Consider the following 20,966-nt stretch of genomic DNA (forward strand, 5'->3'; position numbering starts at 1 on the left):
TTGTTATAATCGAGTCAGAAAGTATGACATGCTTTCTAATCCAGTATTTCGAAAAGGTGGGGGATATTTTGGTTAAGCGTTACAGCACGAAATCAATGGCGTTTGTGGTTGCGGCAATCCTTGTGCTCACGTTGGTATTATCAGGCTGCGGCGGCAGCAATACCCCGAATAACAGTGAAGCGGCATCAGGCGGAGACGGAGGCAATACACCGGCGGCCGCCGCAGAGAAATCCAAGGTTACCCTGTGGTACTTATGGGGCGGTGCGGAAGGAGAAGTGTTGGAAGGACTGATCAAGAAGTTTAACGAGAGTCAAGACAAATATGTGGTTGAAGGCTTGTCCGTTCCGGATGAGCAGAAGGTGAAAATTGCCATAGCGGGCGGAAACGGTCCCGATTTGACGGATTCCTTCGCATCCAATGTGGCGCAATACGCGGAGGAAGGGATTGCGCTGGAGCTTGACAGCCTGATTGAAAGAGATAAATACGAATTGACTGACTTCATTCCAGCCTCTCTGGAGCAGGGCAAATATAACGGCAAATTTTACGCTCTTCCGATGAACACCACCGTACAGGGCCTCTTCTATAATAAAAAGCTGCTTGCCGAAGCCGGGTACACCGAGCCTCCCAAAACAAGCAAAGAGCTTTACGATATGGCGGTCAAAATGACTAAAAAGAACGCTAACGGAACACTGGATGTATTGGGCTTTCCGAGCTATCCGAACTTTTCCTTCCAGGCTTTGGCTTACGGCTTCGGCGGCGAATACGTATCCAAGGATGGAGAACAGGTGCTGTTCAACAGCGATGCCAATCTGGCGGCATTGCAATCCATTTACGACTACAACAAGGAGTTCGGCGTTGACAGCATCAAACGTATTCAGGCCTCGGGCAAATGGCTCGATCCGACAGATCCTTTTATGACCGGCAAGCAGGCCTTCCGCATCGATGGCCCTTGGCTGTCGACCTTTATGAAAAACAACAATATTACCCTTGATTACGGACTTGCGCCGCTTCCTTACCTGGACGGCCATCCGGAGCTTGCAGGCAGCGGGGAGAATCAAAGCTCGATCTTCTATATTGCCAAAAACAGCAAAAACACCGACGGTGCATGGGAATTCATGAAGTTCTTGTTCAGCGCTCCGGAATTGGCCGAATTCACGGCCGGCCTTGGCAACATACCGGCTAATGTGAAAGCGATGGAGGATCATAGGTTCAAGGAAATCCAGGATGCGGATGCATTTATCGCATTATCCAAAAGCGGGAATGTCAAATCGCTCCCCAATATTCCGGCATTGAACGATATTCTCAACAAAGTCGTAAAAGAAGAGGCGGAAGCCGTAGCCAATCTGAAGAAAACGCCTGAAGAAGGTCTGGCAAGCATGCAAAGCCGGACTGAGGCACTGATTAAATAATTCGTCCCCGGCCCGTATCATCGGGCCGGTTCCATGCTTCCATCAGGATGGCAGGGTGGACGTTACGATATCGGGAGGGAAGAAGGGCTAAAGATGAGAATCAAAGAGAACTGGGCGGGGCTTCTGTTTTCAACCCCTTTCATCATCGGCTTTTTACTGTTTACGTTATATCCGACCGGGGCTTCACTCGTGTACAGCTTCACAGATTTCAATTTGTTTAAATCATTGAAATGGGTGGGACTCGACAACTACAAATGGATATTTGAAGATAAAGATGTTTGGATCAGCGTCCGCAATACACTCTATATGGTCGTTTTTGCAACGCCGGTCACGCTTATCGCAGGACTGTTGACTGCCCAATTATTAAATTTGAAGGTAAAGGGACTGCCCATCTTCCGGACCCTATTCTATATTCCTTCCATTGTTCCGGTCATTGCTTCTTCACTGGTGTGGATGTGGGTGCTAAACCCCGGAAGCGGGCTCATCAACTCCTTTCTGGGCATGTTCGGCGTACTGGGTCCGAACTGGCTGCTGGATGCAGCCTGGACGAAGCCGTCGCTTATCCTGATGCTTGCCTGGGGCTGCGGGGGAACGATGATCATTTTCCTGGCTGCGCTGCAGGATGTGTCGCGCAGTCTCTATGAAGCAGCGGATATCGACGGCGCCGGCTCCATCCGGAAGTTTTTCAATGTGACCCTGCCCAGCATCTCTTCCATTATTCTGTTCCAGCTGATTATGAGTCTGATCACCTATTTCCAATTCTTCTCCCAGGCTTTCATGCTTTCCTCGCTTTCGGCATCGGGGCCGGACCAGACGATGCAGGGGCCGGAAAAATCGCTGCTGTTCTATGCAATCCTGCTTTACCGTGAAGCGTTTGTCGACTTCCGCATGGGTCATGCCAGCGCAATGGCATGGGTGTTATTCGTCATTACGGCTCTGGTGACATGGCTTGTATTCAGGGGCTCAAAAAAATGGGTGACTTATGGAGGAGAGTAATCATGCACGCGCTGAAATTCAAAGTCTTTCCTTATACCCTTCTGGTAATATGCAGCGCTGTTTTTGCGGCGCCGCTGCTGTGGCTGCTGTCAACGTCCCTGAAACAGCAGGGAGAGCTGTTTGCTAATCCGCCCATCTACATTCCGAAAGTGCCGCAGTGGAAAAACTATGCCGATGTGTTTGATACGATCGATTTCTTTCGCCTGAGCGGCAATACGCTGTTTATTTCCGTACTGGTGATGGCGGGCGTGCTGATCTCGGCGCCACTGGCGGCTTATGCCTGCTCCCATATTGAATGGTTTGGCAAAAAAATGCTGTTCGCCGTCATTATGGCTACGATGCTGCTGCCCTATCAAGTCACTATGGTTCCACTGTATGTTACCTTCAGCCGTATGGGCTTGGTAGGGACTTATATTCCGCTTATACTGCCGGCATTTCTTGGTGCGGGAGCCGGCTATTATATCTTTCTGATGCGGCAGTTTTTTCTCACGCTGCCACATTCTCTGATCCAGGCGGCCAGAATTGACGGGGCGTCGGAACTCCGAATTTATATTCAAATCATACTGCCGCTTTGCAGGCCGGTGATTGCAACGGTTGGGGTGCTTGCCTTCCTGGCCACCTGGTCCGATTTTCTGGGGCCGCTGCTTTATTTGAACAATGAGAAAAACTATACGTTATCGCTTGGATTATATGCATTCATGCAGACCCACTACATCGAATGGGAGCAGCTTATGGCAGCCAGCGCGATGTTTACGCTTCCGATTATTATTGTTTTCTTTTTTGCCCAGAAACAGTTTATGGAAGGGATCGCTCTGACCGGCATTAAAGGCTGATGCCCGTAATCGTTAACCGACTGCTGCACAATGTCCCCAACGAGAAGAGTTTCACCAAATTTCATAGATAAGGGAGAAGTGCAATGACAGGTTTATTGAAGAGAGGAATTATCGTATCCTGTCAGGCATTGCCCGGCGAACCTTTGTACGGCGGAGATACGATGGTCAAGATGGCGCTTGCGGCAGAGCTCGGCGGAGCTGTCGGCATCCGCGCCAATGGCGCGACGGATATTGACGCCATCAAACACGCGACTGCGCTTCCTTTGATCGGTTTGATCAAACAGACGATACCGGGCTCCGACATTTATATCACGCCGACGCTGACAGAAGCGGCGGCCGTCGTCAATGCCGGGGCGGATATTGTAGCCATGGATATGACGAACCGGGAGAACAGATACATCCGGGTGCGCGAGCTTCTGGATTATGTGCATAGCAAGGGCCGCTTGGCGATGGCTGATATTTCCAATTATGCAGAAGGACTTGAAGCGGAGAAGATGGGCTTCGACTATGTGTCGACCACCATGTCCGGCTATACGCCTTACAGTCCGCAGCTTTCGGGGCCGGATATTGCTCTTGTGCGCCGCCTTAGCGGATCCTTGCGCGTGCCTCTGCTGCTGGAGGGAAGAGTATGGCGCCAGGAAGATGTGCGGCTGGCCCTGGAAGCGGGGGCGCAATATGTTGTGATCGGGAGCGCGATTACACGTCCGCAGCTGATTACGGAAATGTACTCATCGATGATGGATGGATGGTTGACTGAACATCAAATGATTGCGGAGAAAGAAGGAGCGCCCGAATGAAAACAAGTCTTAGTGTATGGAGTCTGCACCAGGCCATGTTTGCCAAAGAGATGGACAACGCAGCCTTCGTCGAATTTGCCGCTGCGGCGGGAGTCGAAGGCGTGGAGCTGCTCAGCGTCTTCTGGAATGATGACGGCGGGGAAATCGGGCGGATCCGGGATGCTCTTGCCCGGACGAACCTTGCCATGGCCTGTTTCGGCGCATGCAACAATCTTTGTGCGTCCGATGCCGATGAGCGCACCAGGCAGCTGGCGGACATTACGTCTTCGGTTGACCGGGCCGTAACGTTCAGGGCCAGGGTCGTGCGTGTTTTCTCGGGAGACAAGGCCGGAGATGTGTCTTATGAGCAAGCAAGCGACTGGATTATCGACGGTCTTAAGGAAGCATCGGCGTATGCCGCAAGCCAAGGGGTTACCCTTTGTCTTGAAAATCATGGTTTGTTCGCCGGCAAAGCGGAGCAGGTGCTGAATGTGATTCGTGAAGTGGGCTCGGAGCATCTGCGCAGCACCTTCGATACCGGCAATTTCCTGCTTGTTGACGAGAGCCCGAGCGAAGCAGCCGTGAAGCTGGCGGATCATATCTCGCATGTCCATCTCAAGGATTTTGCCCTCGTGGAGCAGGATTATGAAGGCAAGATCTATACCTCGCTGTCCGGTCAGCGGTATGCGGGTTTTGCGCCCGGTGAAGGCTCGGTGGATCTGCCTTTTATACTGGGGCATCTGAAGGATAACGGATATAACGGCAGGCTCACGGTGGAATATGAAGGAGACGAAGAACAGAAACAGGGCTCGGAGCGCTCCATACTCAATCTCCGCCGCATGCTGTCCGCTTTATGAGAATAGGCAGCAGCGGACTTCCGGCACTCCGGAAGAGAGGAAGGAGCGATTGGCATGATTCCTGCTTTTCCTGAAGGGGAGGTCGCGCTTGGGATCGATATCGGAGGCACGAAAATCCGGTTCGGTCTCGTTCAAAGCAGCTGCGACATTTTATATCAATACACACTGCCGACGATGGCTGCCGAACGGCGGGTCATGGAGCAGGTTTTTCGCGGTATCGAAATTATGCTCGCAGCCTGGGAGCAGCGTTGCGAGGGCAGGCAGCTGTCGGGGATCGGCATCGGAAGCGCAGGACAAATCGACTTTTCCGAAGGCATCGTCCATTATGCGAATGATTTGATTCCCGGTTATACCGGCACGCCGGTAAAAGCGCTGGTGATGCGGCGTTGTGGTCTGCCTGTCTTTGTCGATAACGACGTGAATGTATTGGCGCTTGCGGAATCCTTCTTCGGGGCGGGGAAGAACGCGTCCAACATGGTCTGCCTGGCGCTCGGCACCGGAGTGGGAGGGGCAGTCATCACAGGGGGCTCACTCGTTCATGGCATAAACGGCGGGGCCGGGGAAATCGGCCATCTGAGTGTCGATTGGCAGGGTCCGCGCTGCATGTGCGGCAATATCGGATGCCTGGAGCTTTATGCGTCAGGCACCGGTATTGTAAACCGGTATGTGATGAAAAGAGAGCTTGCAGGTCTTGATTTTGCGGGAAAAGATACCGCAGCAGGCGATGTTATTGCCCGCTGGCGGGAAGGCGAGCCTCTGGCGGTTGAGGTGATGAACGAGGCGATCGCCGCGCTTGGTACGGCTGTTACAAGCCTTATTCATATTTTCAACCCGGAGCTGATTATCATTGGCGGGGGTATTGCGGGACTTGGAGAGCCTCTGCTTGCTCCTCTGCGAAGGCTGATTGAAAACAGATCGATGCCGTCGATGCTGTCCTCAGTGAAAGTTGTCCCCGCCGAGCTGGGCGAAGCCAGCAATATGGTAGGGGCAGCCATCCAGGTATGGGCGTATTCCTGAGACGGGGCTTCATCCTGGGGAAGGGGGAAGGGACATGAACGGACGGAAAATCGCGTATCTGGACGGATTGCGGGGCCTGGCTGCATTAGCAGTTGTTCTGGCTCATTATTTTCAGGTATTTGTGCCAGCCATGTTCGAGAACAGAATGGACATTTCCCATTTTGCCTTTGACCGCGTTGTGCCCAAGACGCCGTTGAATGTGCTCTATAATGGCAATTTTGCCGTCTGCCTGTTTTTTGTGCTGAGCGGTTATGTGCTGAGCTGCCGTTTTTTTCGTGATCATGACCGGGGATTAATAGCAGGCTCCCTGATCAGGCGCTACTTCCGGCTAGCCGTGCCTGCTTTTGTGTCGGTGCTGCTCGCTTATACGGTTATGGCTCTGGGGTTGAATACGTATGGGGAGATTCAGGCGCTTACGCTTTCGCCGATGCCAGACCCCTATGCGGTAATGCCCGGCTTCGGAGAGATGGTTTGGCAGACGCTATTTCATACCTTCTTTACGTACGGGATGGCTTATAATCCCGTTCTCTGGACCATGACCTATGAGCTACTCGGTTCATTCATGGTTTTTGCGGTCCTGCTTCTGCTGGGCACCTCACCGATCCGTTTTGTCGTTTATGCGGCGGGGATCTGGTTTTTCCGGGATTCCTATTATCTGGGTTTCTGGTTCGGCATGCTGCTAAGCGATTTGACCAACAGCTCCACCGCAAGCAAGGTCCGTATCCCGTCCAGGGCGGCAGTTGGTCTGCTCACGCTCAGCGGTTTGTATTTGGGCTCTTATCCTTATGTCAGTCCGACGGGCTTTTTCTACCAATGGCTTCCCCTTGGCGGAGGCTTTCCGAATGCTATTGCCTACCGGACACTGGGCGCGCTGCTGGTTATTGTGTCCCTTCTTAACAGCTGCAGCAGCCAGCGATGGCTGGAGAGCCGGCCAGCCGTTTATCTGGGCCGGTTGTCGTTTTCGCTGTATCTTGTTCATTTTGCCGTATTATGCAGTTTGTCGGGCTATTTGTTCAAGTTATTCTCCGGCAGTTTCAGCTATGGCTGGAGCTTCGTACTAACAACGGTATTGTCCCTTCCGTTTATATTCGTATTGGCTCATCTTCTGTACGTAGGGGTGGACAGCAGGATCGTAAAGCTGCTTTCCCGCGTGCATGTTCCAGGGCACCGGCGGAGAGCGGGACGGCATGCCGTATCTGTCCCGGCGAATCAGACCAAAAATATGTGAGGACACCAAAATATCAATTGACCCAAACACGGACCCTTCGGTTTCCGTGTTTTTTTGTTCCCAAACAACGAATTTCAGGATAAAAAAGCAGCCAAGCCGCCCCGGTGGAATGACATTTACCAGGTTTATCCGTTTTCATAGACCCTTACATGAACTTAAGCAAACCTTAACACGCGCTACATATCGACAAGATAAGCTTGATTACAGGACGGAATGAGAGGAGAGAAACAGCTATGACGCTTACTTACATTAATCAAGAAGCGCGCAAGCGCAAGCCATTGTCCCCGGAGCCGGTTATCGATGAGACAGCGGTCGTCCAGCGCAGCCGTCTGGGAGAGTGGACAGCTGTCGGCGCAAGAAGCCGCATGATGGAGAGCACGATGGATGACTACAGCTACTGCGTAGATGAGGCGATTATCCATTACGCGAAGATCGGCAAATTCTGCAATATCGCCTCCCATGTCTGCATCAATCCGGGCAACCATCCGATGTGGCGCGTTACGCTGCACCATGCGACCTACCGCCGCGTTTCCTACGGCTTCGCCGAGACGGACGACGAGCAGTTCTTCGACTGGCGCCGCTCGCATCCTGTCCATATTGGCCATGATGTGTGGATCGGCCACGGAGCGACGATCATGCCCGGCGTCACTATCGGCAATGGCGCAGTGGTCGGATCGGGGGCGGTTGTGACGAAAGATGTGCCGGCGTTCACAATTGTTGCGGGCGTTCCCGCCAAGCCTATCCGCGAGCGTTTTCCGAAGGAAATTGTTGAAAAATTGGAGCGAATCGCCTGGTGGGACTGGACTAGAGAGCAGCTGGAGGAGCGCTTTGCCGACTTTTATGACCTCGAGCAATTTCTCGGAAAATATGCATCTTCATAAAAACGATATAAACATTTAACATTCACATGATGTTTACAAGTTAGGTTCAATGAAACAAGTCGTATCAAAAGGAGGTGAAACGCCAATCATGCAACGATTCGTTAAGCAGCAGGTTCCCGAATACCAGATCATTGCCGACAAGCTGTTCGCGGAAATTCAGGCCGGCCAATACCGCGAAGAGGGCAGGATGCCTTCCGAGCAGGTGCTCTGCAAGAGATTCCGCGCCAACCGTTATACGATCCGCCAGTCGCTTGATCTGCTCGTTCATACCGGAGTCCTGCGTCCGCATCAGGGAAAAGGCTACTTCCTGTGCGAGAAACCGCTGGACATTCAATATACGATTACTCCGGCGATGCGCTTCTCCGACGTTATCCGCCAGCTTGGCCGCCGTCCGGAAGCGCAGCTGCTGAACCGCGAATGGATGGCAGCACCGGCGGTTGTTGCCGAGGGACTTGATCTGCAGGAGGGAGATCCGGTATACCGCTTGCAAATATTGCGGCTTGCGGACGATGTGCCGCTCTCATGGAATGAAACATGGCTGCCGGCCGCTTATTTCCCGAAGCTGCTGGAGACGCTCGCCAATATGACTTCTTTGTATTACTTGCTGGAGCAGCAGTATGGCATGCAGCTTTTCCGCATTTGCTCCTCATTCCGTTCGGGGAACCCGACCTTGGCTGAAGCCGGCATGCTGCAAATTTCGCCCAACACAAGCATCCTTCATATCGAAAGCGTCATGAGAGATCAGCACGGCCGCCGGGTCGAATTGACCTCCGCCAAATATCGCGGCGATTTATGCAAGGTATCGATACAGTTTGAAGAGTAAGGATTGGTCCAAAAATTCGGAGGTGCTTATAAAGTGAAAAAGCGTTATACGAATATTTTTCTGACTATTCTGACAATTACGTCCATTTTATTGATGATTGCCGGCTGCGGCAAGGCCGATTCCACGGCAGATGCTGCAAACAGCGGCGGTCAGAACGCGGCGCCTGCTGCAGAAGACAGCAAGAAGGACTGGCCGGAGGTGCTTCGTCTGGGCGTGCTCCCCGGCGAGGAAGAAGGCAAATTGTCGCGGGGCAACAAGCAGTTTGCCGAGGATATGGGCAAAGCGCTAGGCATCAAGACGGAGCTGTATGTGGGCGAGGATTACACGGCGGTTATTGAAGCGATGCGCACGAAAAAAATCGATATCGCCGGATTCGGCCCGTTCTCGTACATCATTGCCGCCGAGCGCAGCGGCGCGATTCCATTCGCCGTGAAGGCTCTCAGCAAGGAATCAGCGTTCTATCACAGCCAGATCGTGGTTCCCGCTAATTCCCCGGCAAAGTCAATCGCGGATCTGAAAGGCAAGACGTTCCTGTTTGCCGACGCGGCATCGACCTCGGGCCATCTGTTCCCGCGGATGATGATGATTAAAGAGCTTGGCATTACCAATGATCAGGTTGAATCCTATTTCTCCAATGTATCGTTCTCCGGTGGTCACGACAAATCGATTATTGCCATTGCCAAAGGACAAGCCGATGGCGCCGGCGTATGCGATACCTGTATTCAACGCGTTGTCGACGCAGGCTTGGTCAAGGCGACGGATTACCGCGTCATCGGGACATCCGATCCGATTCCAGGCTCTCCGCTTGCGTATCGCGGCGATCTGCCGGCTGATCTGGTGCAGAAGATCAAAGACTTTGTGTTCGGCTATGACAAACAGAATCCGGATTTCTTCAAGGACAGCAACACCACTGCCTATTTCCCGGTGGATGACTCGGATTACCAGGTTGTCAAGGATACGGCAAAAGCGCTGAATATGAGCCCCGAAGAGCTGCTGAAATAAGATGAGGATTTGGCCTGGCGGCGAAGTTAGTCTCACTTTAAAAAGGTTCAGATTTGACGGCTTGGCTTGATCGATCTGGGCTTTTAAAAAAGGGCGGTGTGCGAAAGAATGTCTTCTTTACTGGAAATCAAAGAGCTGAGCAAGGTATATGCGGACGGAACGGCCGCGCTGAAGAGCGTCAGCTTCTCCGTAAGCAGCGGAGAGTTCGTGGCCATTATCGGTCCAAGCGGCGCCGGCAAAAGCACGCTGCTGCGCTGCATCAACCGGCTGGTCAAGCCAAGCGGGGGCGCGATCCGGTTCCAGAATATCGACGCCGCCGGGGCAACCCGCCGGCAGGTGCGCAATTTGCGGCGCCAGACGGGAATGATCTTTCAAGGCTACAATCTGATCGAGCGGGTTACGGTGCTGCGCAATGTGCTGCACGGACGGCTCGGCTATATGAACGCGGTCAGCGGATCGCTCGGCCTCTTCTCCAGGAAGGACGTGGAGGATGCCAAAGCGATTCTGCACCGGCTCGGCCTGTCGCAGCAGATCTACAAGCGGGCCGACGAGCTTAGCGGCGGACAGCAGCAGCGGGTCGGCATCGCCCGGGCGCTGTCGCAGAAGCCGCAGCTTATATTGGCCGACGAGCCGATTGCAAGCCTTGATCCGGTGACGTCCAAGACGATCATGGAGCATCTGAGCGCGATTTGCCGGGAGGACGGCATCACCTGTATCGTAAACCTTCATCAGGTAGAGATAGCCCGCGATTACGCGACAAGAATTATCGGCATCCACAAGGGCGAGGTCGTGTTCGACGGTGCTCCTTCCGCACTGACGGAGGATGTGATTCACCGCATTTACGGCGCTGCGCCGGATCGGAGGGAGCAGGATGGAGAAGCGCTTGCTCGAGCTTAGACGCCAAAAGAAGCTGCAGACGCTGATAGCCCTCGCTATTGGTCTGGTGCTTGTGATCGGCTCGGCCGTGCGCACCCATTTTACGGCGTTTACGCTGTTCGAAGGGATCGGCGAAATGTTCAAGTTCGTTTTCAACGACTTTTTGCCGCCCGATCTTTCGACACTGCATGAGCTGCTCGGTCCTGCGCTCGATACGATATATATGAGCTATATCGGCATGGTTATCGGTGCGGTCATCTCGCTTGTGCTCGCTTTTCTGGCTGCGCAGACGACTTCGCCGCATCGCGGCATTCAGGTGGCGACGCGGGCTTTCGCCTCGGTCATGCGCAATATTCCGACTTTGATCTGGGCCATCGTGCTTGTCGCCGCCTACGGGCTGGGTACGCTCGTCGGCACAATGGCGCTTATTATTACGGCTATCGGCACGCTGACGCGGGCCTACGCGGAAATCCTGGAAGAGATCGATATGGGCCAGGTGGAGGCGGTGCGCGCGACGGGCGCCTCGTATTTTCAAGTGCTTTCGCAGGCGGTGTTTCCGCAGTTTTTTCCCGGTTTCATCGCTTGGTCGCTGTACAAGCTGGAGCTTAATGTGCGGTCCTCGACGATCATCGGCATGGTTGGGGGCGGCGGACTGGGCTTTGTCATTCAGAAGGGACTGAAGCTGTTTCAGTTCAAGGAAGTGAGTCTGGCTATCATCCTGGTGCTGCTTCTTGTGGCCGGTACGGAATTTGTGACCAGTAAAATCAGGGAGAGGATCATATGAATACGGAATATGTGACAGGACCGAAGCTGCTGGAGCGGGAAGGACGGCTGGCTTCGCAGCAGGAAAGCAAGCCAACGCGCAAGAAACGCGATCCCGTGCTGGCGGCGGCGGCAGTGTTCGGCGCAGTGTTCTTCGTCTTCTGTCTGGTGCAGATGAATTTCGACTACTCGCTGCTGATGCATGGGACGGGCAAGCTGTTCTCGCTTCTTGGCCAGATGTTCCCGCCCAACGCGGCAGACTGGAATTATGTACTCGCAGCGGCGTTGGAGTCGCTGGAGATTGCGCTGGTAGGTACGGCGCTCGCAGTCGTTCTGGCGTTCTTCCTGTCTTTTGCCGCAGCGGCCAATGTGTCGCCGCGCACAGCGTGGGCGGTCAAGGGCGCGGCCTCGCTCATCCGGGCGATTCCGACGCTGGTCTGGGCGCTCCTGTACATCGTTGCCGTTGGCATGGGACCGCTCCCGGGCATTCTGGCAATCGGGACCCATGCGGTCGGGATGCTGGTGAAAATGTTCGCACAGTCGATCGAAGAGGTCAATCCCGGCGTCATCGAGGCGCTTGAGGCGACCGGAGCGGGGAAGCTGCAAATCATCGCCCAGGGCATTCTGCCGAGTGTTGCGACTTCGTTCGTGGCGTGGAGCGTGTTCCGGCTGGAAATCGATATCGGGGAGTCGACGATTCTTGGAGCGGTGGGAGCCGGTGGAATCGGCTTTGAAATCGCCAATGCGATGCGGATGTACGAATTCGACAAAACCTTTTTTGCGGCGCTGGTCATCTTCGTGATGGTATTCAGCGTGGAATGGCTGAGTAATCGGATGAAACTGAACGTCAAGTAGGAGAGTGGGGAGCAGGCATGAAAAAATCACAGATCACCCGCATTTTGATCGAGGGCTCGGCGCAGCTGCCGGAGAAGCTGGCTAAGTCCGTGGAGGAGCGCTACGCGGTTGCCGTCGTGAAGACGCCGGAGAACAGCCTGGTGCTGGCCAAAGCGCGCGATTCGGTCTCGCAGGAGCCGTTTTACCTGACAGAGGTGCTGGTGACGGAATGCACGGTGTCGATCGAGGGTACGTTCGGCTACGGTATTCTGATGGGTGACCGCCCTGAGCTGGCTTATTATCTGGCGATCGTGGACGCGGCGTTCAACAGGCAGCTGCCGGAAACGGAAGGCTGGGAGGCGCTGCTGCTGGAAGAGGAGCGGGCGCTATTGGACCGCCGGCTGCGCGAGCAGGAGCTGGCCATGGCCACGAAGGTGCAATTTGAGACGATGGAGGAATCGTATGATCGCGCAAAATGAGACGCTGTTCGATCCCGTTCATGATACGCAGCAGCTGTATCGGGAGCTGCTGGACGCATTTGCCGAACCCGGCAAGGTGAAGAAGGCCGCGCGGCTGACGGCCGGCGAGGCGGAGCTGAAGCCAGGCAGCCGCATGATCGCTGCGCTCGCGCTGACATTGCTGGACAGTGAGGTGCGCTTCGCGGTGGACAATGACGACGCGCAGCAGACTGTCGCTTTTATCCGCATGCATACTTTTGCAAGGGCGGTGCTGCCTGCCGAAGCGGATTACCTATTCGCTGACGGACGCGGTGCGCTGCCTGACTGGACAGCCCATGTCATGCTCGGCACTCTTCTGGAGCCGGAGCAAGGAGCTACACTGTTTCTGCAGGTAGATGAACTGACAGAGGATGAGGGAACCGGGCATGCCGCCAATATGCGGATGCTTACGCTGTCCGGACCTGGTGTGCCGGGAGAACGGAAGATGCTTGCCGCCGGGCTTGCAGCAGAGTGGCTGGAGCAGCGCCGGCTGTGGAATGCCGAGTACCCGCTTGGAGCCGACGTGGTGCTGTACACGGAAACGGGCAAGCTTGCCGCGCTGCCGCGGACGACGAAAGTCATATAAGGAAAGTTCCGATATGGGAGGTTGAGACCGCATGGCTTATGTTGCAGTAACGGGCGGAAGAGAAGCAATCGAGAAAGCAAACGAGTTGAATCATTATTACCGGCTGAAGGAATCGGAGACCGCGCTGACTCTCGGCATGATTGAGAAGCAGATGCGCCTCTTGATCGACCGGATCATGGGCGAAGCCGGTCTGTATGCGCCGGAATACGCGGCGCTTGCGCTCAAGCAGGCGGAAGGCGATCCCGCCGAGGCGGTATTTCTGCTCAGGGCGTACCGGTCCACTCTTGCGCGCAATCATGTGTCGCGTGTGACGGACACGTCGGAGATGCGGGTTATCCGCCGTATTTCCTCTTCGTTCCGTGATTTGCCTGGCGGGCAGGTGCTTGGACCGACCTACGATTATACCCACCGGCTGCTTAATTTCACGCTGCGGCAGGAGAGCAGCGAGGATATTCAAGCGTTTCTCGAGGATTTCGTGCAATCGGAGACCAGAGAACGTCTGACCGAGGTGCCGACCTTCCGCAAGGTCGCCGATCTGCTACGCGAGCAGGGGCTGATGCCGGAGATGAAGGAACGTCGCGACAGTGAGCCATTCGATATTACGAGGCGGAAGGTGATCCTTCCCGCGACGCGCTCGGCGAGGCTGCAGATGCTGGCCCGCGGCGAGACGGGGGCGATGACGGCGCTCGCTTACAGCTCGATGCGCGGCTATGGCGCGGTGCATCCGACAATCGGCGAGCTGCGCGTCGGTTACGCGGAGGTAACGATTGCCCATCCATATGGGGCAGGCGACCCGGATGACAGCCTGTATCTGGGCGAAATGATGGTAACCGAGGTCGAGTCGATCAATTCTTTCAAGCAAAACGCAGAGACGGGCGAGATTCATTTTGTGATGGGCTACGGACTGGTTCTGGGACAAAACGAGCTGAAGGCGATCTCCATGTCGATTCTGGAGCGCAGTCTGGAGACGGAAGGCACCTCGCCGACGCAGGATGAGGAATTCGTCCTTACGCATATCGACAGCCTGGAATCAACTGGCTTCGTATCGCATCTGAAGCTGCCGCATTACATCACCTTCCAGTCGTCGCTGGACCGGATCCGCAAGGCTCAGAATGAGAATCCAACGTCAACGAAAAGTACGGAGGTCGAAGATGGAAAAACAGAGCATAAAGCAGCCGTCGAAGTATAATTTTGCTTTTCTGGACGAAGGCTCGAAGCGCGAAATCCGCCGCAAGACGCTGAAGGCAGTCGCCATTCCCGGCTACCAGGTGCCGTTCGCATCCCGCGAGCTGCCGATCGGCCGGGGCTGGGGCACCGGGGGGCTGCAGCTGACGCTGTCGTTGATCGGCCGCGGCGATACCGTCAAGGTTATTGACCAAGGCAACGACGACAGCGTCAACGCTGTCAGCATACGCAAATTGATCGAGGATACGAGCGATATCGCAACAACCGAGGATACGGAGGAGGCGACGCTCATTCAATCGCGCCACCGCGTACCGGAGGAGAAGCTGAAGAACGGTCAGGTGCTGGTGCTGCAGGTGCCGCAGCCGGAGCCGCTGCGCAAGGTGGAGCGGAAGGAGCAGCTCACCCGCAGGCTGCATGCGGAGATGGATTACAGCGCGATCTGGCTGACGCTGTACGAGAGCGTCGTCAAGTGGGGCAGCATTACGCTCGGCGCCGATTATCCCGTACTCGTGCATGACCGCTATATTATGGCCCCCAGCCCGATTCCGCGCTGGGACAATCCGAAGCTGCACCAGGCCGAGCACCTGACTTTGCTCGGAGCGGGCCGGGAGAAGAAGATTTATGCCGTGCCGCCTTATACGAATGTCGTACCGCTGCAGTTCGAGGACTATCCGTTCGAGGTCGAGAGCTTCGAGGGCAAAGCATGCTGCCGCTGCGGCAGCGTCCATTCCTTCCTCGATGAGGTGACGGACGGCGCGACAGGCCAGATTCTGTACCAATGCTCGGATACGGCATTTTGCCGGAAAACGATAGAAAGAAGGGGATCCCATGCCGCTTCCATCCACGCTTGAAATGAATCAGGACACTGATGCAATCGCCGCCGCCAGTGAGCGGCCGATGCTGCGGGTGCGGAATATGAATAAACGGTTCGGGAGCGGCTGTGACCGCTGCAGGGACGCAGGCCCTGAAGACAAGAGCAACCGCTGCGAGCATTGCGGCTCGGTCATGGCCTGCATCGATCTTAATTTCGACCTGTATCCGGGTGAAATTCTCGGGGTTGTCGGAGAGAGCGGCTCGGGCAAGAGCACGATGGTGCGCAGCCTCTACTTCGATGAGGATGCGACATCCGGGGAGATGTTCGTGGATTCCTATAAGCGCGGGGAAGCCAATCTGCTGACTGAATCGGCTCAGCAGAAGCGTTATATCCGCAACCACGTTATGGGCATGGTCTATCAGAACCCTTATCTCGGGCTGCGCATGAACTACTCCAGCTCCGGCAATATCGCCGAGAAGCTGTTTGCCGCCGACTATTTCCACGTTGGCAAAATTCGCGAGCGGGCTGCCGAGCTGCTTGGACGGGTGGAAATTCCGCTTGGCCGGATGGACGAGCCGCCGAAGCATTTCAGCGGCGGGATGCAGCAGCGCGTGCAGATTTCCAAGGCGCTGGCGAATAACCCGCCATTGCTGCTGCTTGATGAAGTAACAACGGGACTCGACCTGTCCGTTCAGGCGCGCGTGCTCGATCTGATCCGCAGCCTGCGCCGCGAGCTGAAGGTCGCGATGATTGTCGTCTCGCATGATCTGGGCGTTATCCGCATGCTGGCGGACCGGACGATGGTGCTGCGTCAGGGAAGAATGATCGAGATGGGCTTGACTGATCAAATTTTGGAGGACCCGCAGCATCCGTACACGCAGCTGCTGGTTCATTCCTTGCTGTAAGGGAGGGCATCACAGATGCTGGAGGTTATCAACCTGACCAAGTCCTTCGAGCTTCACGTCTCGCAAGTCGGCAAGGTCTATCCGATTCGGGAATTGTCGTTCAATGTCCGCCAGAGCCGTTTTCTTGGCATTGCCGGTCCGAGCGGCATCGGCAAATCAACGATTCTGAAATGCATATACCGCACATATGTTCCAAGCTCCGGCCAAATCTGGTACGACTCGCTGCAGGAAGGCCGCATCGATCTGGCGCAGGCCGACGACCGGACAATGATCCGGCTGCGCGAGCGGGAGCTTGGCTATGTCTCGCAATTTCTCAAGGTCATTCCCCGCGTTCCCGCGCTTGACGTGGTCGCGGAGAAGCTGCTCCCTCTTGGCTGGTCGCAGACCGACGCCCGCAAGGAAGCGGAGCAGATGCTGGAGCGGCTTCGCATCCCGCAGAAGCTGTGGCAGGCTTTTCCCGCCACCTTCAGCGGCGGTGAGCAGCAGCGGGTCAATCTGGCGCGGGCATTTATCGTCCGGCCGCGGCTGATGATTCTTGACGAGCCAACCGCTTCACTTGACCGCGAGACCACTTCGGCGGTTATAGAGATGCTGCAGGCAATGAAGCAGGAAGGCACGACGATGGTCGGTATTTTTCACGATTGGGATGTTATGGAGCAGGTGGCCGATGACATTCTGGATATTAGCCGCTCCGCTGGCGATGACGCCGTGCCGGATGCGGTAACCGCGGCTGCCGGGGCGGAGTAGAAGCCCCGCTGCCTTGGCGGAGAGTGCGGAGTTTATACCCTTGCCGTTACGGCTAGCCGTACGTGAAACCGACTGACTCTGGAGAGGAGATCTGGCAATGAAGCGAACGCAACGGATTTACGGCGGAAACATCGTGACGCCGCAGGGTGTCATTCATGGAGGCACCATCACAATCGAGGACGATACGATCACCGAGGTGCGTGCGGGCACGGGAGGTCTGCCGCTGCCGGGCGATGTCGACGCCACGGGGCTGTGGGTGCTTCCGGGCATGATCGATTCGCACAGCGATGCCATCGAGCATGAAATCTTTCCCCGTCCGACGAGCTGTCTGCCCGTAGACATCTCATTTTATGAGCTGGAACGCAAGCTGGCCGGACAAGGCGTGACGACGATTTACCATTCGTTCAGCCTATGGGGCGACGAGCGCAATAACGAAGCGCGGAAGAATGCCAGCGTCCAGCAATATATCCGTAATATACGCGAGCTGCGCGAGGAGAAGCATATGCTCCGGCACTGCATCCACGTGCGCTACGAAATGACGAATCTGGCCGGTGTTCCCTTCGTAGAGGAGTTTCTGAACAACGGGGAGATCGAGCAGCTGTCCTTCATGGATCATACGCCTGGTCAGGGGCAATACCGCCAGCCTGACATTCAGGTCAAATATATCATGGGCAAGCAGAACAAGACCGAGGAGGAAGTGCTCCGCCAGCTGGAGGAGAGAAAAAAATTCCCCAAAGCCGATCCTGCGGATTTGCAGCGGCTGGCTGATTTGGCCCGCAGCCAGGGTATTCCGCTCGCTTCCCACGATGACGACACGCTGGAGAAGCTGGACCGCGTTGCAGGCTGGGGCGCGACGATCAGCGAGTTCCCGATCACGCTGGAAGTAGCGGTGGAAGCGAAGCGCCGCGGCCTGCATGTTGTCATGGGAGCGCCTAATGTACTGCTTGGCCGCTCCCACAGCAACAATCTGTCGGCGCTTGATGCGATCCGTGAAGGCGTGGTCGATATGCTGTGCTCGGACTATTATCCGCCATCGCTGCTGCAGTCGGTCTTTTTGCTTCACAGCCTGGGCTATGAGCTGCCTTACGCCGTCAATCTGGTATCGCGCAATCCGGCCGTCGCGCTTGGCATCGACAACCGGACCGGATCGCTTGAGCCGGGCAAGTCGGCGGATATTCTGCTTGTCGGTCTGCATCGCGACCGTCCGATGATTGAGAAGGTGTTTGTCGAGGGCAATATTGTGTGTCAGATGTCTTATCGCCAGGGACTGGCAGTCTCTTCACTGTAGGGAAGGAAGTGCATGAAGATGCATATAGAAGCGATGGGCGTCAGCCTGCTGTCCAATGATACGGTGAACGCTCCGGACCGCTTGGAGGCAAAGCTGGCGAAAATTCAGGAGCTCGGCTTCGGGGCCGTTGAGGTGCCCATTCATGGAATGAACATTATCGTCAACGGCCGGCTCAATACAGACAGATTGGACCGTTATGTCCGGCTGTTCAGGCAATTCTCCCTGCAGGTTACAACCCATGCCCCGTTCGAAATTAATTTGTTCCGCAGGGGCGAGCTGCTCAAGGAGCGGCAGGTGCTGCATGCCGCGATTGAGATCAGCGGCGCTCTGGGAGCTTCGGCGATGGCCTATCATCCCGCCCGCTTCGTCGGCGAGGAAGAGCTGGTATACCGGCATGAATGGCCGGCGTATACAGCGGGGGAGCAGGAGCTGCTGCTGGAGCGGGAGCGGGAGGAGCTGCGGATTGCCGGCGATCTGGCCCGCTCGAACGGCGTGAGAATCGGGATGGAGAATATGCGGCCGTATCTGGATTGCCCGCATTATTGCTATGCGGTGCGGCCTGCACTGCTGGCCGAGCAGATGAAGCTTATCGATCATGCCAGCGTCGGTCTTACATTGGACACGGGACATCTGCTGCTGGCAGAACGGATGTATGGGCTTGACTGGCAGAAGGAGCTTGAGGCGATGGCGCCTTACGTATTCCATCTGCATGTCCACGACAACTTCGGTGAGCCGAATTTCTCGCTGGAGAAGAACCAGTATGATCTGATTCCGCATGGCCGCGGCGATATGCATATGCCGATCGGCAGCGGCGAGGTGCCTTTCCGTGAAATTGCGTCGCATCTGGCTCCGTACTTCAAGGGCTTCCTGATGCATGAGGTGCGTGAAGTATATGAACAGGAATGGCCGCAGCTGATCGGACGGATGGAGCGGATGCTGCCCCAGGCGGAGCAAATGCCGGACCGCAATTCGGCAATCGGCTGAAAGGAGACTGTGATCGCTTATGATGAAGGCAACGACGGGTATAACGGACCTGCACTGCCACACCAATGCCTCGGATAATACTTTTTCCGTGGAGGAAGTGGTCCGGCAGGCTTCGGAAGCGGGGGTTGCGACACTTGCGATCACCGACCATGATACGACGGCCGCCGTTCCGGCCGCGCTTCGTCTTGGCGCGGAGCTTGGCGTGGAGATCGTGCCGGGCATTGAAATATCCGCCTACGACTTCGACCGCAAGCGGCGGGCTCATATTCTCGGCCTCTTCGTCCGGCCGGAGCATTCTTCGCTCGCTCAGCTGTGCGCTCCGACCGTGGAGCTGCGCAGCCGGTTGTCCCAGGAGATGACGCAAAGGCTGGCCGCTGCGGGCTACCGCATCACGTGGGAGGGCGTCCGCCGTTATGCGGCGGACGGCTCGTCCGTCTACAAGCAGCATATTATGAATGCGCTGGTGGATCTGGGCTATGCGGACGAGCTGTTCGGCGACCTGTACCGCAAGCTGTTCTCCCGCGGCGAGCGGGGCGAGCCCGGCATTGCCTATATGCCGATGCGCTACGTCGATGCGCGGGACGCGATCCGCGCCGTGCTGGAGGCGGGCGGGGTGCCGGTGCTCGCTCATCCGGGCCAGCTGGGCAATTTCGAGGCAATCCCCGGCTGGGTTGACTGCGGCCTGCAGGGCATCGAGGTCTATCATCCATCGCACAACGTGGAGGATCGGGGCAGGGCGCTTCATGCTGCTGCCGAGCATGGCTTGATTGTCACCGGCGGAGCGGATTTTCATGGCGGCTACGGCGATTCGGGATGGCCGCTTGGCAGCATCGACGCGGGTCCGGAATGTATGGCGGCGCTGCGCGGACAAGTGCAGCTGAATAAGGTTCGCTAGAATAGCGCATAAGGCATCAGCAAACAGGAGGGCGGCAATCAAGCCCTCCTGTTTGCTGATTTTTGCCATCGGCTGCAAGCAATATTCTATCCGTGATTTGTGTTCCCCAGGAATGCAGATACCGAGATAATATTCTTTCCTCCCAGCAGAGAGTCTACAATCTTTTCCAGAGCTTTATACTTCTTTGCTATTTCCTCATCGGACCATTTGAAGACCCCGCGATCGAATAAAAAGGATATGCCAACCAACAGAAACTCCGTAACCTCACCCGGATGGTCAAGCTGAAAAACACCTTCTCCGATTCCCTGCTGCACAATTTCCGTCAGATAAGGCGCAAAAGCGGTAATTTTGGCTGTCAGCCACTTTTGATGAAGGATACTGTTGCCTTCATCATGTACGTATTCCAGGATAACTTTGTCTGTCTCCGGAGCGGGAAATCCTTGCAGCAGAACCTTCCGCAGCTTATCCACGGCGTTCAGGTCCGGGTCGTCGACTGTATTTTTTACAAAATGCAGCCGCGCAGACAGGGAGCGCTCATGGGCTGCGGAGGCAATCTCTTCTTTGGATTTGAAATAGTAATAGAAAGTTCCCTGCGCGACGCCAATTTTTTTGACGATATCGCTGACCGAGGTGTGCTCGTAGCCTTTGGTCTGGAACAACTCCATGGCAGCATCCAGAATCTCATTTCGTCTCTCCTGCGGGTCTTTTGCTATTCGCGCCAATGATAACCCTCCTTGTTTAGCAGCTCTCTATGCTAAATATAATTACTGA

The 20,966-nt window shown here is 55.7% G+C and carries 23 protein-coding genes; 22 read left to right on the plus strand and 1 reads right to left on the minus strand.

The genetic code is table 11. The features are described from left to right. Positions 1 to 68: 68 nt before the first annotated feature. The 22 genes from ACFOLF_RS34040 to ACFOLF_RS34145 all read left to right on the plus strand — a co-directional run bounded on the left by ACFOLF_RS34040 (position 69) and on the right by ACFOLF_RS34145 (position 20,195). Entirely contained in the window at positions 69 to 1,409 is a 1,341-nt protein-coding gene (locus ACFOLF_RS34040) for an ABC transporter substrate-binding protein (RefSeq protein WP_210046428.1), read from the plus strand. Between the two features lie 93 nt (positions 1,410 to 1,502). Beyond that, positions 1,503 to 2,405, plus strand: a complete 903-nt coding sequence (locus ACFOLF_RS34045; protein ID WP_379113638.1) for a carbohydrate ABC transporter permease — start codon at positions 1,503 to 1,505, stop codon at positions 2,403 to 2,405. 2 nt (positions 2,406 to 2,407) lie between these two features. Continuing rightward, positions 2,408 to 3,238, plus strand: coding sequence for a carbohydrate ABC transporter permease (locus tag ACFOLF_RS34050; protein WP_210046426.1), 831 nt, complete (start codon positions 2,408 to 2,410; stop codon positions 3,236 to 3,238). 83 nt (positions 3,239 to 3,321) lie between these two features. Continuing rightward, complete coding sequence (locus tag ACFOLF_RS34055; RefSeq protein WP_210046425.1) at positions 3,322 to 4,035, plus strand: N-acetylmannosamine-6-phosphate 2-epimerase; 714 nt, start codon at positions 3,322 to 3,324, stop codon at positions 4,033 to 4,035. Then, positions 4,032 to 4,871 carry a sugar phosphate isomerase/epimerase family protein gene (locus tag ACFOLF_RS34060; protein ID WP_210046424.1) on the plus strand — a complete coding sequence of 280 codons (840 nt, stop codon included), beginning with the start codon at positions 4,032 to 4,034 and terminating at the stop codon, positions 4,869 to 4,871. Before ACFOLF_RS34055 ends, ACFOLF_RS34060 begins: the two co-directional genes overlap by 4 nt. Before the next feature lie 54 nt (positions 4,872 to 4,925). Next, a complete protein-coding gene (locus tag ACFOLF_RS34065; protein WP_210046423.1) occupies positions 4,926 to 5,888 on the plus strand; it encodes an ROK family protein in 963 nt (320 codons plus the stop codon). 34 nt (positions 5,889 to 5,922) lie between these two features. Beyond that, positions 5,923 to 7,116, plus strand: a complete 1,194-nt coding sequence (locus ACFOLF_RS34070; protein WP_210046422.1) for an acyltransferase family protein — start codon at positions 5,923 to 5,925, stop codon at positions 7,114 to 7,116. Positions 7,117 to 7,349: 233 nt separating this feature from the next. Next, positions 7,350 to 7,997 carry a DapH/DapD/GlmU-related protein gene (locus tag ACFOLF_RS34075; protein ID WP_210046421.1) on the plus strand — a complete coding sequence of 216 codons (648 nt, stop codon included), beginning with the start codon at positions 7,350 to 7,352 and terminating at the stop codon, positions 7,995 to 7,997. A gap of 88 nt (positions 7,998 to 8,085) precedes the next feature. Further along, complete coding sequence (gene phnF, locus ACFOLF_RS34080; RefSeq protein WP_210046420.1) at positions 8,086 to 8,820, plus strand: phosphonate metabolism transcriptional regulator PhnF; 735 nt, start codon at positions 8,086 to 8,088, stop codon at positions 8,818 to 8,820. Positions 8,821 to 8,853: 33 nt separating this feature from the next. Next, entirely contained in the window at positions 8,854 to 9,822 is a 969-nt protein-coding gene (phnD, locus tag ACFOLF_RS34085) for a phosphate/phosphite/phosphonate ABC transporter substrate-binding protein (protein ID WP_379113640.1), read from the plus strand. Positions 9,823 to 9,930: 108 nt separating this feature from the next. Beyond that, complete coding sequence (gene phnC, locus ACFOLF_RS34090; RefSeq protein ID WP_210046419.1) at positions 9,931 to 10,719, plus strand: phosphonate ABC transporter ATP-binding protein; 789 nt, start codon at positions 9,931 to 9,933, stop codon at positions 10,717 to 10,719. Beyond that, positions 10,694 to 11,482, plus strand: a complete 789-nt coding sequence (phnE, locus tag ACFOLF_RS34095; protein ID WP_210046418.1) for a phosphonate ABC transporter, permease protein PhnE — start codon at positions 10,694 to 10,696, stop codon at positions 11,480 to 11,482. Before phnC ends, phnE (ACFOLF_RS34095) begins: the two co-directional genes overlap by 26 nt. After that, on the plus strand, positions 11,479 to 12,315 hold the full coding sequence (gene phnE, locus ACFOLF_RS34100) for a phosphonate ABC transporter, permease protein PhnE (protein WP_210046417.1): 837 nt from the start codon (positions 11,479 to 11,481) through the stop codon (positions 12,313 to 12,315). The genes phnE (ACFOLF_RS34095) and phnE (ACFOLF_RS34100) overlap by 4 nt, the downstream gene beginning before the upstream one ends. Positions 12,316 to 12,332: 17 nt before the next feature. Further along, positions 12,333 to 12,773, plus strand: a complete 441-nt coding sequence (gene phnG / locus ACFOLF_RS34105; protein WP_210046416.1) for a phosphonate C-P lyase system protein PhnG — start codon at positions 12,333 to 12,335, stop codon at positions 12,771 to 12,773. Beyond that, entirely contained in the window at positions 12,757 to 13,377 is a 621-nt protein-coding gene (gene phnH, locus ACFOLF_RS34110) for a phosphonate C-P lyase system protein PhnH (protein ID WP_210046415.1), read from the plus strand. The genes phnG and phnH overlap by 17 nt, the downstream gene beginning before the upstream one ends. A gap of 31 nt (positions 13,378 to 13,408) precedes the next feature. Continuing rightward, positions 13,409 to 14,566 carry a carbon-phosphorus lyase complex subunit PhnI gene (locus ACFOLF_RS34115; RefSeq protein ID WP_210046414.1) on the plus strand — a complete coding sequence of 386 codons (1,158 nt, stop codon included), beginning with the start codon at positions 13,409 to 13,411 and terminating at the stop codon, positions 14,564 to 14,566. After that, complete coding sequence (locus ACFOLF_RS34120) at positions 14,529 to 15,413, plus strand: alpha-D-ribose 1-methylphosphonate 5-phosphate C-P-lyase PhnJ (protein WP_379113642.1); 885 nt, start codon at positions 14,529 to 14,531, stop codon at positions 15,411 to 15,413. The genes ACFOLF_RS34115 and ACFOLF_RS34120 overlap by 38 nt, the downstream gene beginning before the upstream one ends. After that, the gene (locus ACFOLF_RS34125; protein WP_446686459.1) at positions 15,391 to 16,281 is read left to right on the plus strand and encodes an ATP-binding cassette domain-containing protein; all 891 of its coding nucleotides are present in this window, start codon (positions 15,391 to 15,393) and stop codon (positions 16,279 to 16,281) included. The genes ACFOLF_RS34120 and ACFOLF_RS34125 overlap by 23 nt, the downstream gene beginning before the upstream one ends. A gap of 15 nt (positions 16,282 to 16,296) precedes the next feature. Beyond that, positions 16,297 to 17,028 (plus strand): phosphonate C-P lyase system protein PhnL, encoded by a 732-nt coding sequence (phnL, locus tag ACFOLF_RS34130; protein ID WP_210046413.1) that lies wholly within the window; start codon positions 16,297 to 16,299, stop codon positions 17,026 to 17,028. A gap of 97 nt (positions 17,029 to 17,125) precedes the next feature. After that, positions 17,126 to 18,316, plus strand: a complete 1,191-nt coding sequence (locus ACFOLF_RS34135; protein ID WP_210046412.1) for an alpha-D-ribose 1-methylphosphonate 5-triphosphate diphosphatase — start codon at positions 17,126 to 17,128, stop codon at positions 18,314 to 18,316. Between the two features lie 12 nt (positions 18,317 to 18,328). Continuing rightward, positions 18,329 to 19,300 (plus strand): sugar phosphate isomerase/epimerase family protein, encoded by a 972-nt coding sequence (locus tag ACFOLF_RS34140; RefSeq protein ID WP_210046411.1) that lies wholly within the window; start codon positions 18,329 to 18,331, stop codon positions 19,298 to 19,300. Positions 19,301 to 19,319: 19 nt separating this feature from the next. After that, positions 19,320 to 20,195, plus strand: a complete 876-nt coding sequence (locus tag ACFOLF_RS34145; RefSeq protein WP_379113644.1) for a PHP domain-containing protein — start codon at positions 19,320 to 19,322, stop codon at positions 20,193 to 20,195. Between the two features lie 86 nt (positions 20,196 to 20,281). Here ACFOLF_RS34145 and ACFOLF_RS34150 read toward each other — a convergent pair whose 3' ends face one another. Further along, a complete protein-coding gene (locus ACFOLF_RS34150; protein WP_210046410.1) occupies positions 20,282 to 20,917 on the minus strand; it encodes a TetR/AcrR family transcriptional regulator in 636 nt (211 codons plus the stop codon). Positions 20,918 to 20,966: the final 49 nt, after the last annotated feature.

This window comes from Paenibacillus sepulcri (genome assembly GCF_042647105.1).
In the GTDB taxonomy this organism is placed as follows: domain Bacteria; phylum Bacillota; class Bacilli; order Paenibacillales; family Paenibacillaceae; genus Paenibacillus_Z; species Paenibacillus_Z sepulcri.

Excerpts from the sequence above, each read along its gene's own strand:
- phnL (WP_210046413.1), top strand. The coding sequence starts at position 16,297 with ATGCTGGAGGTTATCAACCTGACCAAGTCCTTCGAGCTTCACGTCTCG.
- ACFOLF_RS34145 (WP_379113644.1), top strand. The coding sequence starts at position 19,320 with ATGATGAAGGCAACGACGGGTATAACGGACCTGCACTGCCACACCAAT.
- ACFOLF_RS34135 (WP_210046412.1), top strand. The coding sequence starts at position 17,126 with ATGAAGCGAACGCAACGGATTTACGGCGGAAACATCGTGACGCCGCAG.
- phnC (WP_210046419.1), top strand. The coding sequence starts at position 9,931 with ATGTCTTCTTTACTGGAAATCAAAGAGCTGAGCAAGGTATATGCGGAC.
- ACFOLF_RS34065 (WP_210046423.1), top strand. The coding sequence starts at position 4,926 with ATGATTCCTGCTTTTCCTGAAGGGGAGGTCGCGCTTGGGATCGATATC.
- ACFOLF_RS34055 (WP_210046425.1), top strand. The coding sequence starts at position 3,322 with ATGACAGGTTTATTGAAGAGAGGAATTATCGTATCCTGTCAGGCATTG.
- ACFOLF_RS34045 (WP_379113638.1), top strand. The coding sequence starts at position 1,503 with ATGAGAATCAAAGAGAACTGGGCGGGGCTTCTGTTTTCAACCCCTTTC.
- phnF (WP_210046420.1), top strand. The coding sequence starts at position 8,086 with ATGCAACGATTCGTTAAGCAGCAGGTTCCCGAATACCAGATCATTGCC.
- ACFOLF_RS34125 (WP_446686459.1), top strand. The coding sequence starts at position 15,391 with ATGCCGCTTCCATCCACGCTTGAAATGAATCAGGACACTGATGCAATC.
- ACFOLF_RS34075 (WP_210046421.1), top strand. The coding sequence starts at position 7,350 with ATGACGCTTACTTACATTAATCAAGAAGCGCGCAAGCGCAAGCCATTG.
- phnG (WP_210046416.1), top strand. The coding sequence starts at position 12,333 with ATGAAAAAATCACAGATCACCCGCATTTTGATCGAGGGCTCGGCGCAG.
- ACFOLF_RS34120 (WP_379113642.1), top strand. The coding sequence starts at position 14,529 with ATGGAAAAACAGAGCATAAAGCAGCCGTCGAAGTATAATTTTGCTTTT.
- phnE (WP_210046417.1), top strand. The coding sequence starts at position 11,479 with ATGAATACGGAATATGTGACAGGACCGAAGCTGCTGGAGCGGGAAGGA.
- ACFOLF_RS34060 (WP_210046424.1), top strand. The coding sequence starts at position 4,032 with ATGAAAACAAGTCTTAGTGTATGGAGTCTGCACCAGGCCATGTTTGCC.
- phnE (WP_210046418.1), top strand. The coding sequence starts at position 10,694 with ATGGAGAAGCGCTTGCTCGAGCTTAGACGCCAAAAGAAGCTGCAGACG.
- ACFOLF_RS34140 (WP_210046411.1), top strand. The coding sequence starts at position 18,329 with ATGAAGATGCATATAGAAGCGATGGGCGTCAGCCTGCTGTCCAATGAT.
- ACFOLF_RS34115 (WP_210046414.1), top strand. The coding sequence starts at position 13,409 with ATGGCTTATGTTGCAGTAACGGGCGGAAGAGAAGCAATCGAGAAAGCA.
- ACFOLF_RS34070 (WP_210046422.1), top strand. The coding sequence starts at position 5,923 with ATGAACGGACGGAAAATCGCGTATCTGGACGGATTGCGGGGCCTGGCT.
- phnH (WP_210046415.1), top strand. The coding sequence starts at position 12,757 with ATGATCGCGCAAAATGAGACGCTGTTCGATCCCGTTCATGATACGCAG.
- ACFOLF_RS34050 (WP_210046426.1), top strand. The coding sequence starts at position 2,408 with ATGCACGCGCTGAAATTCAAAGTCTTTCCTTATACCCTTCTGGTAATA.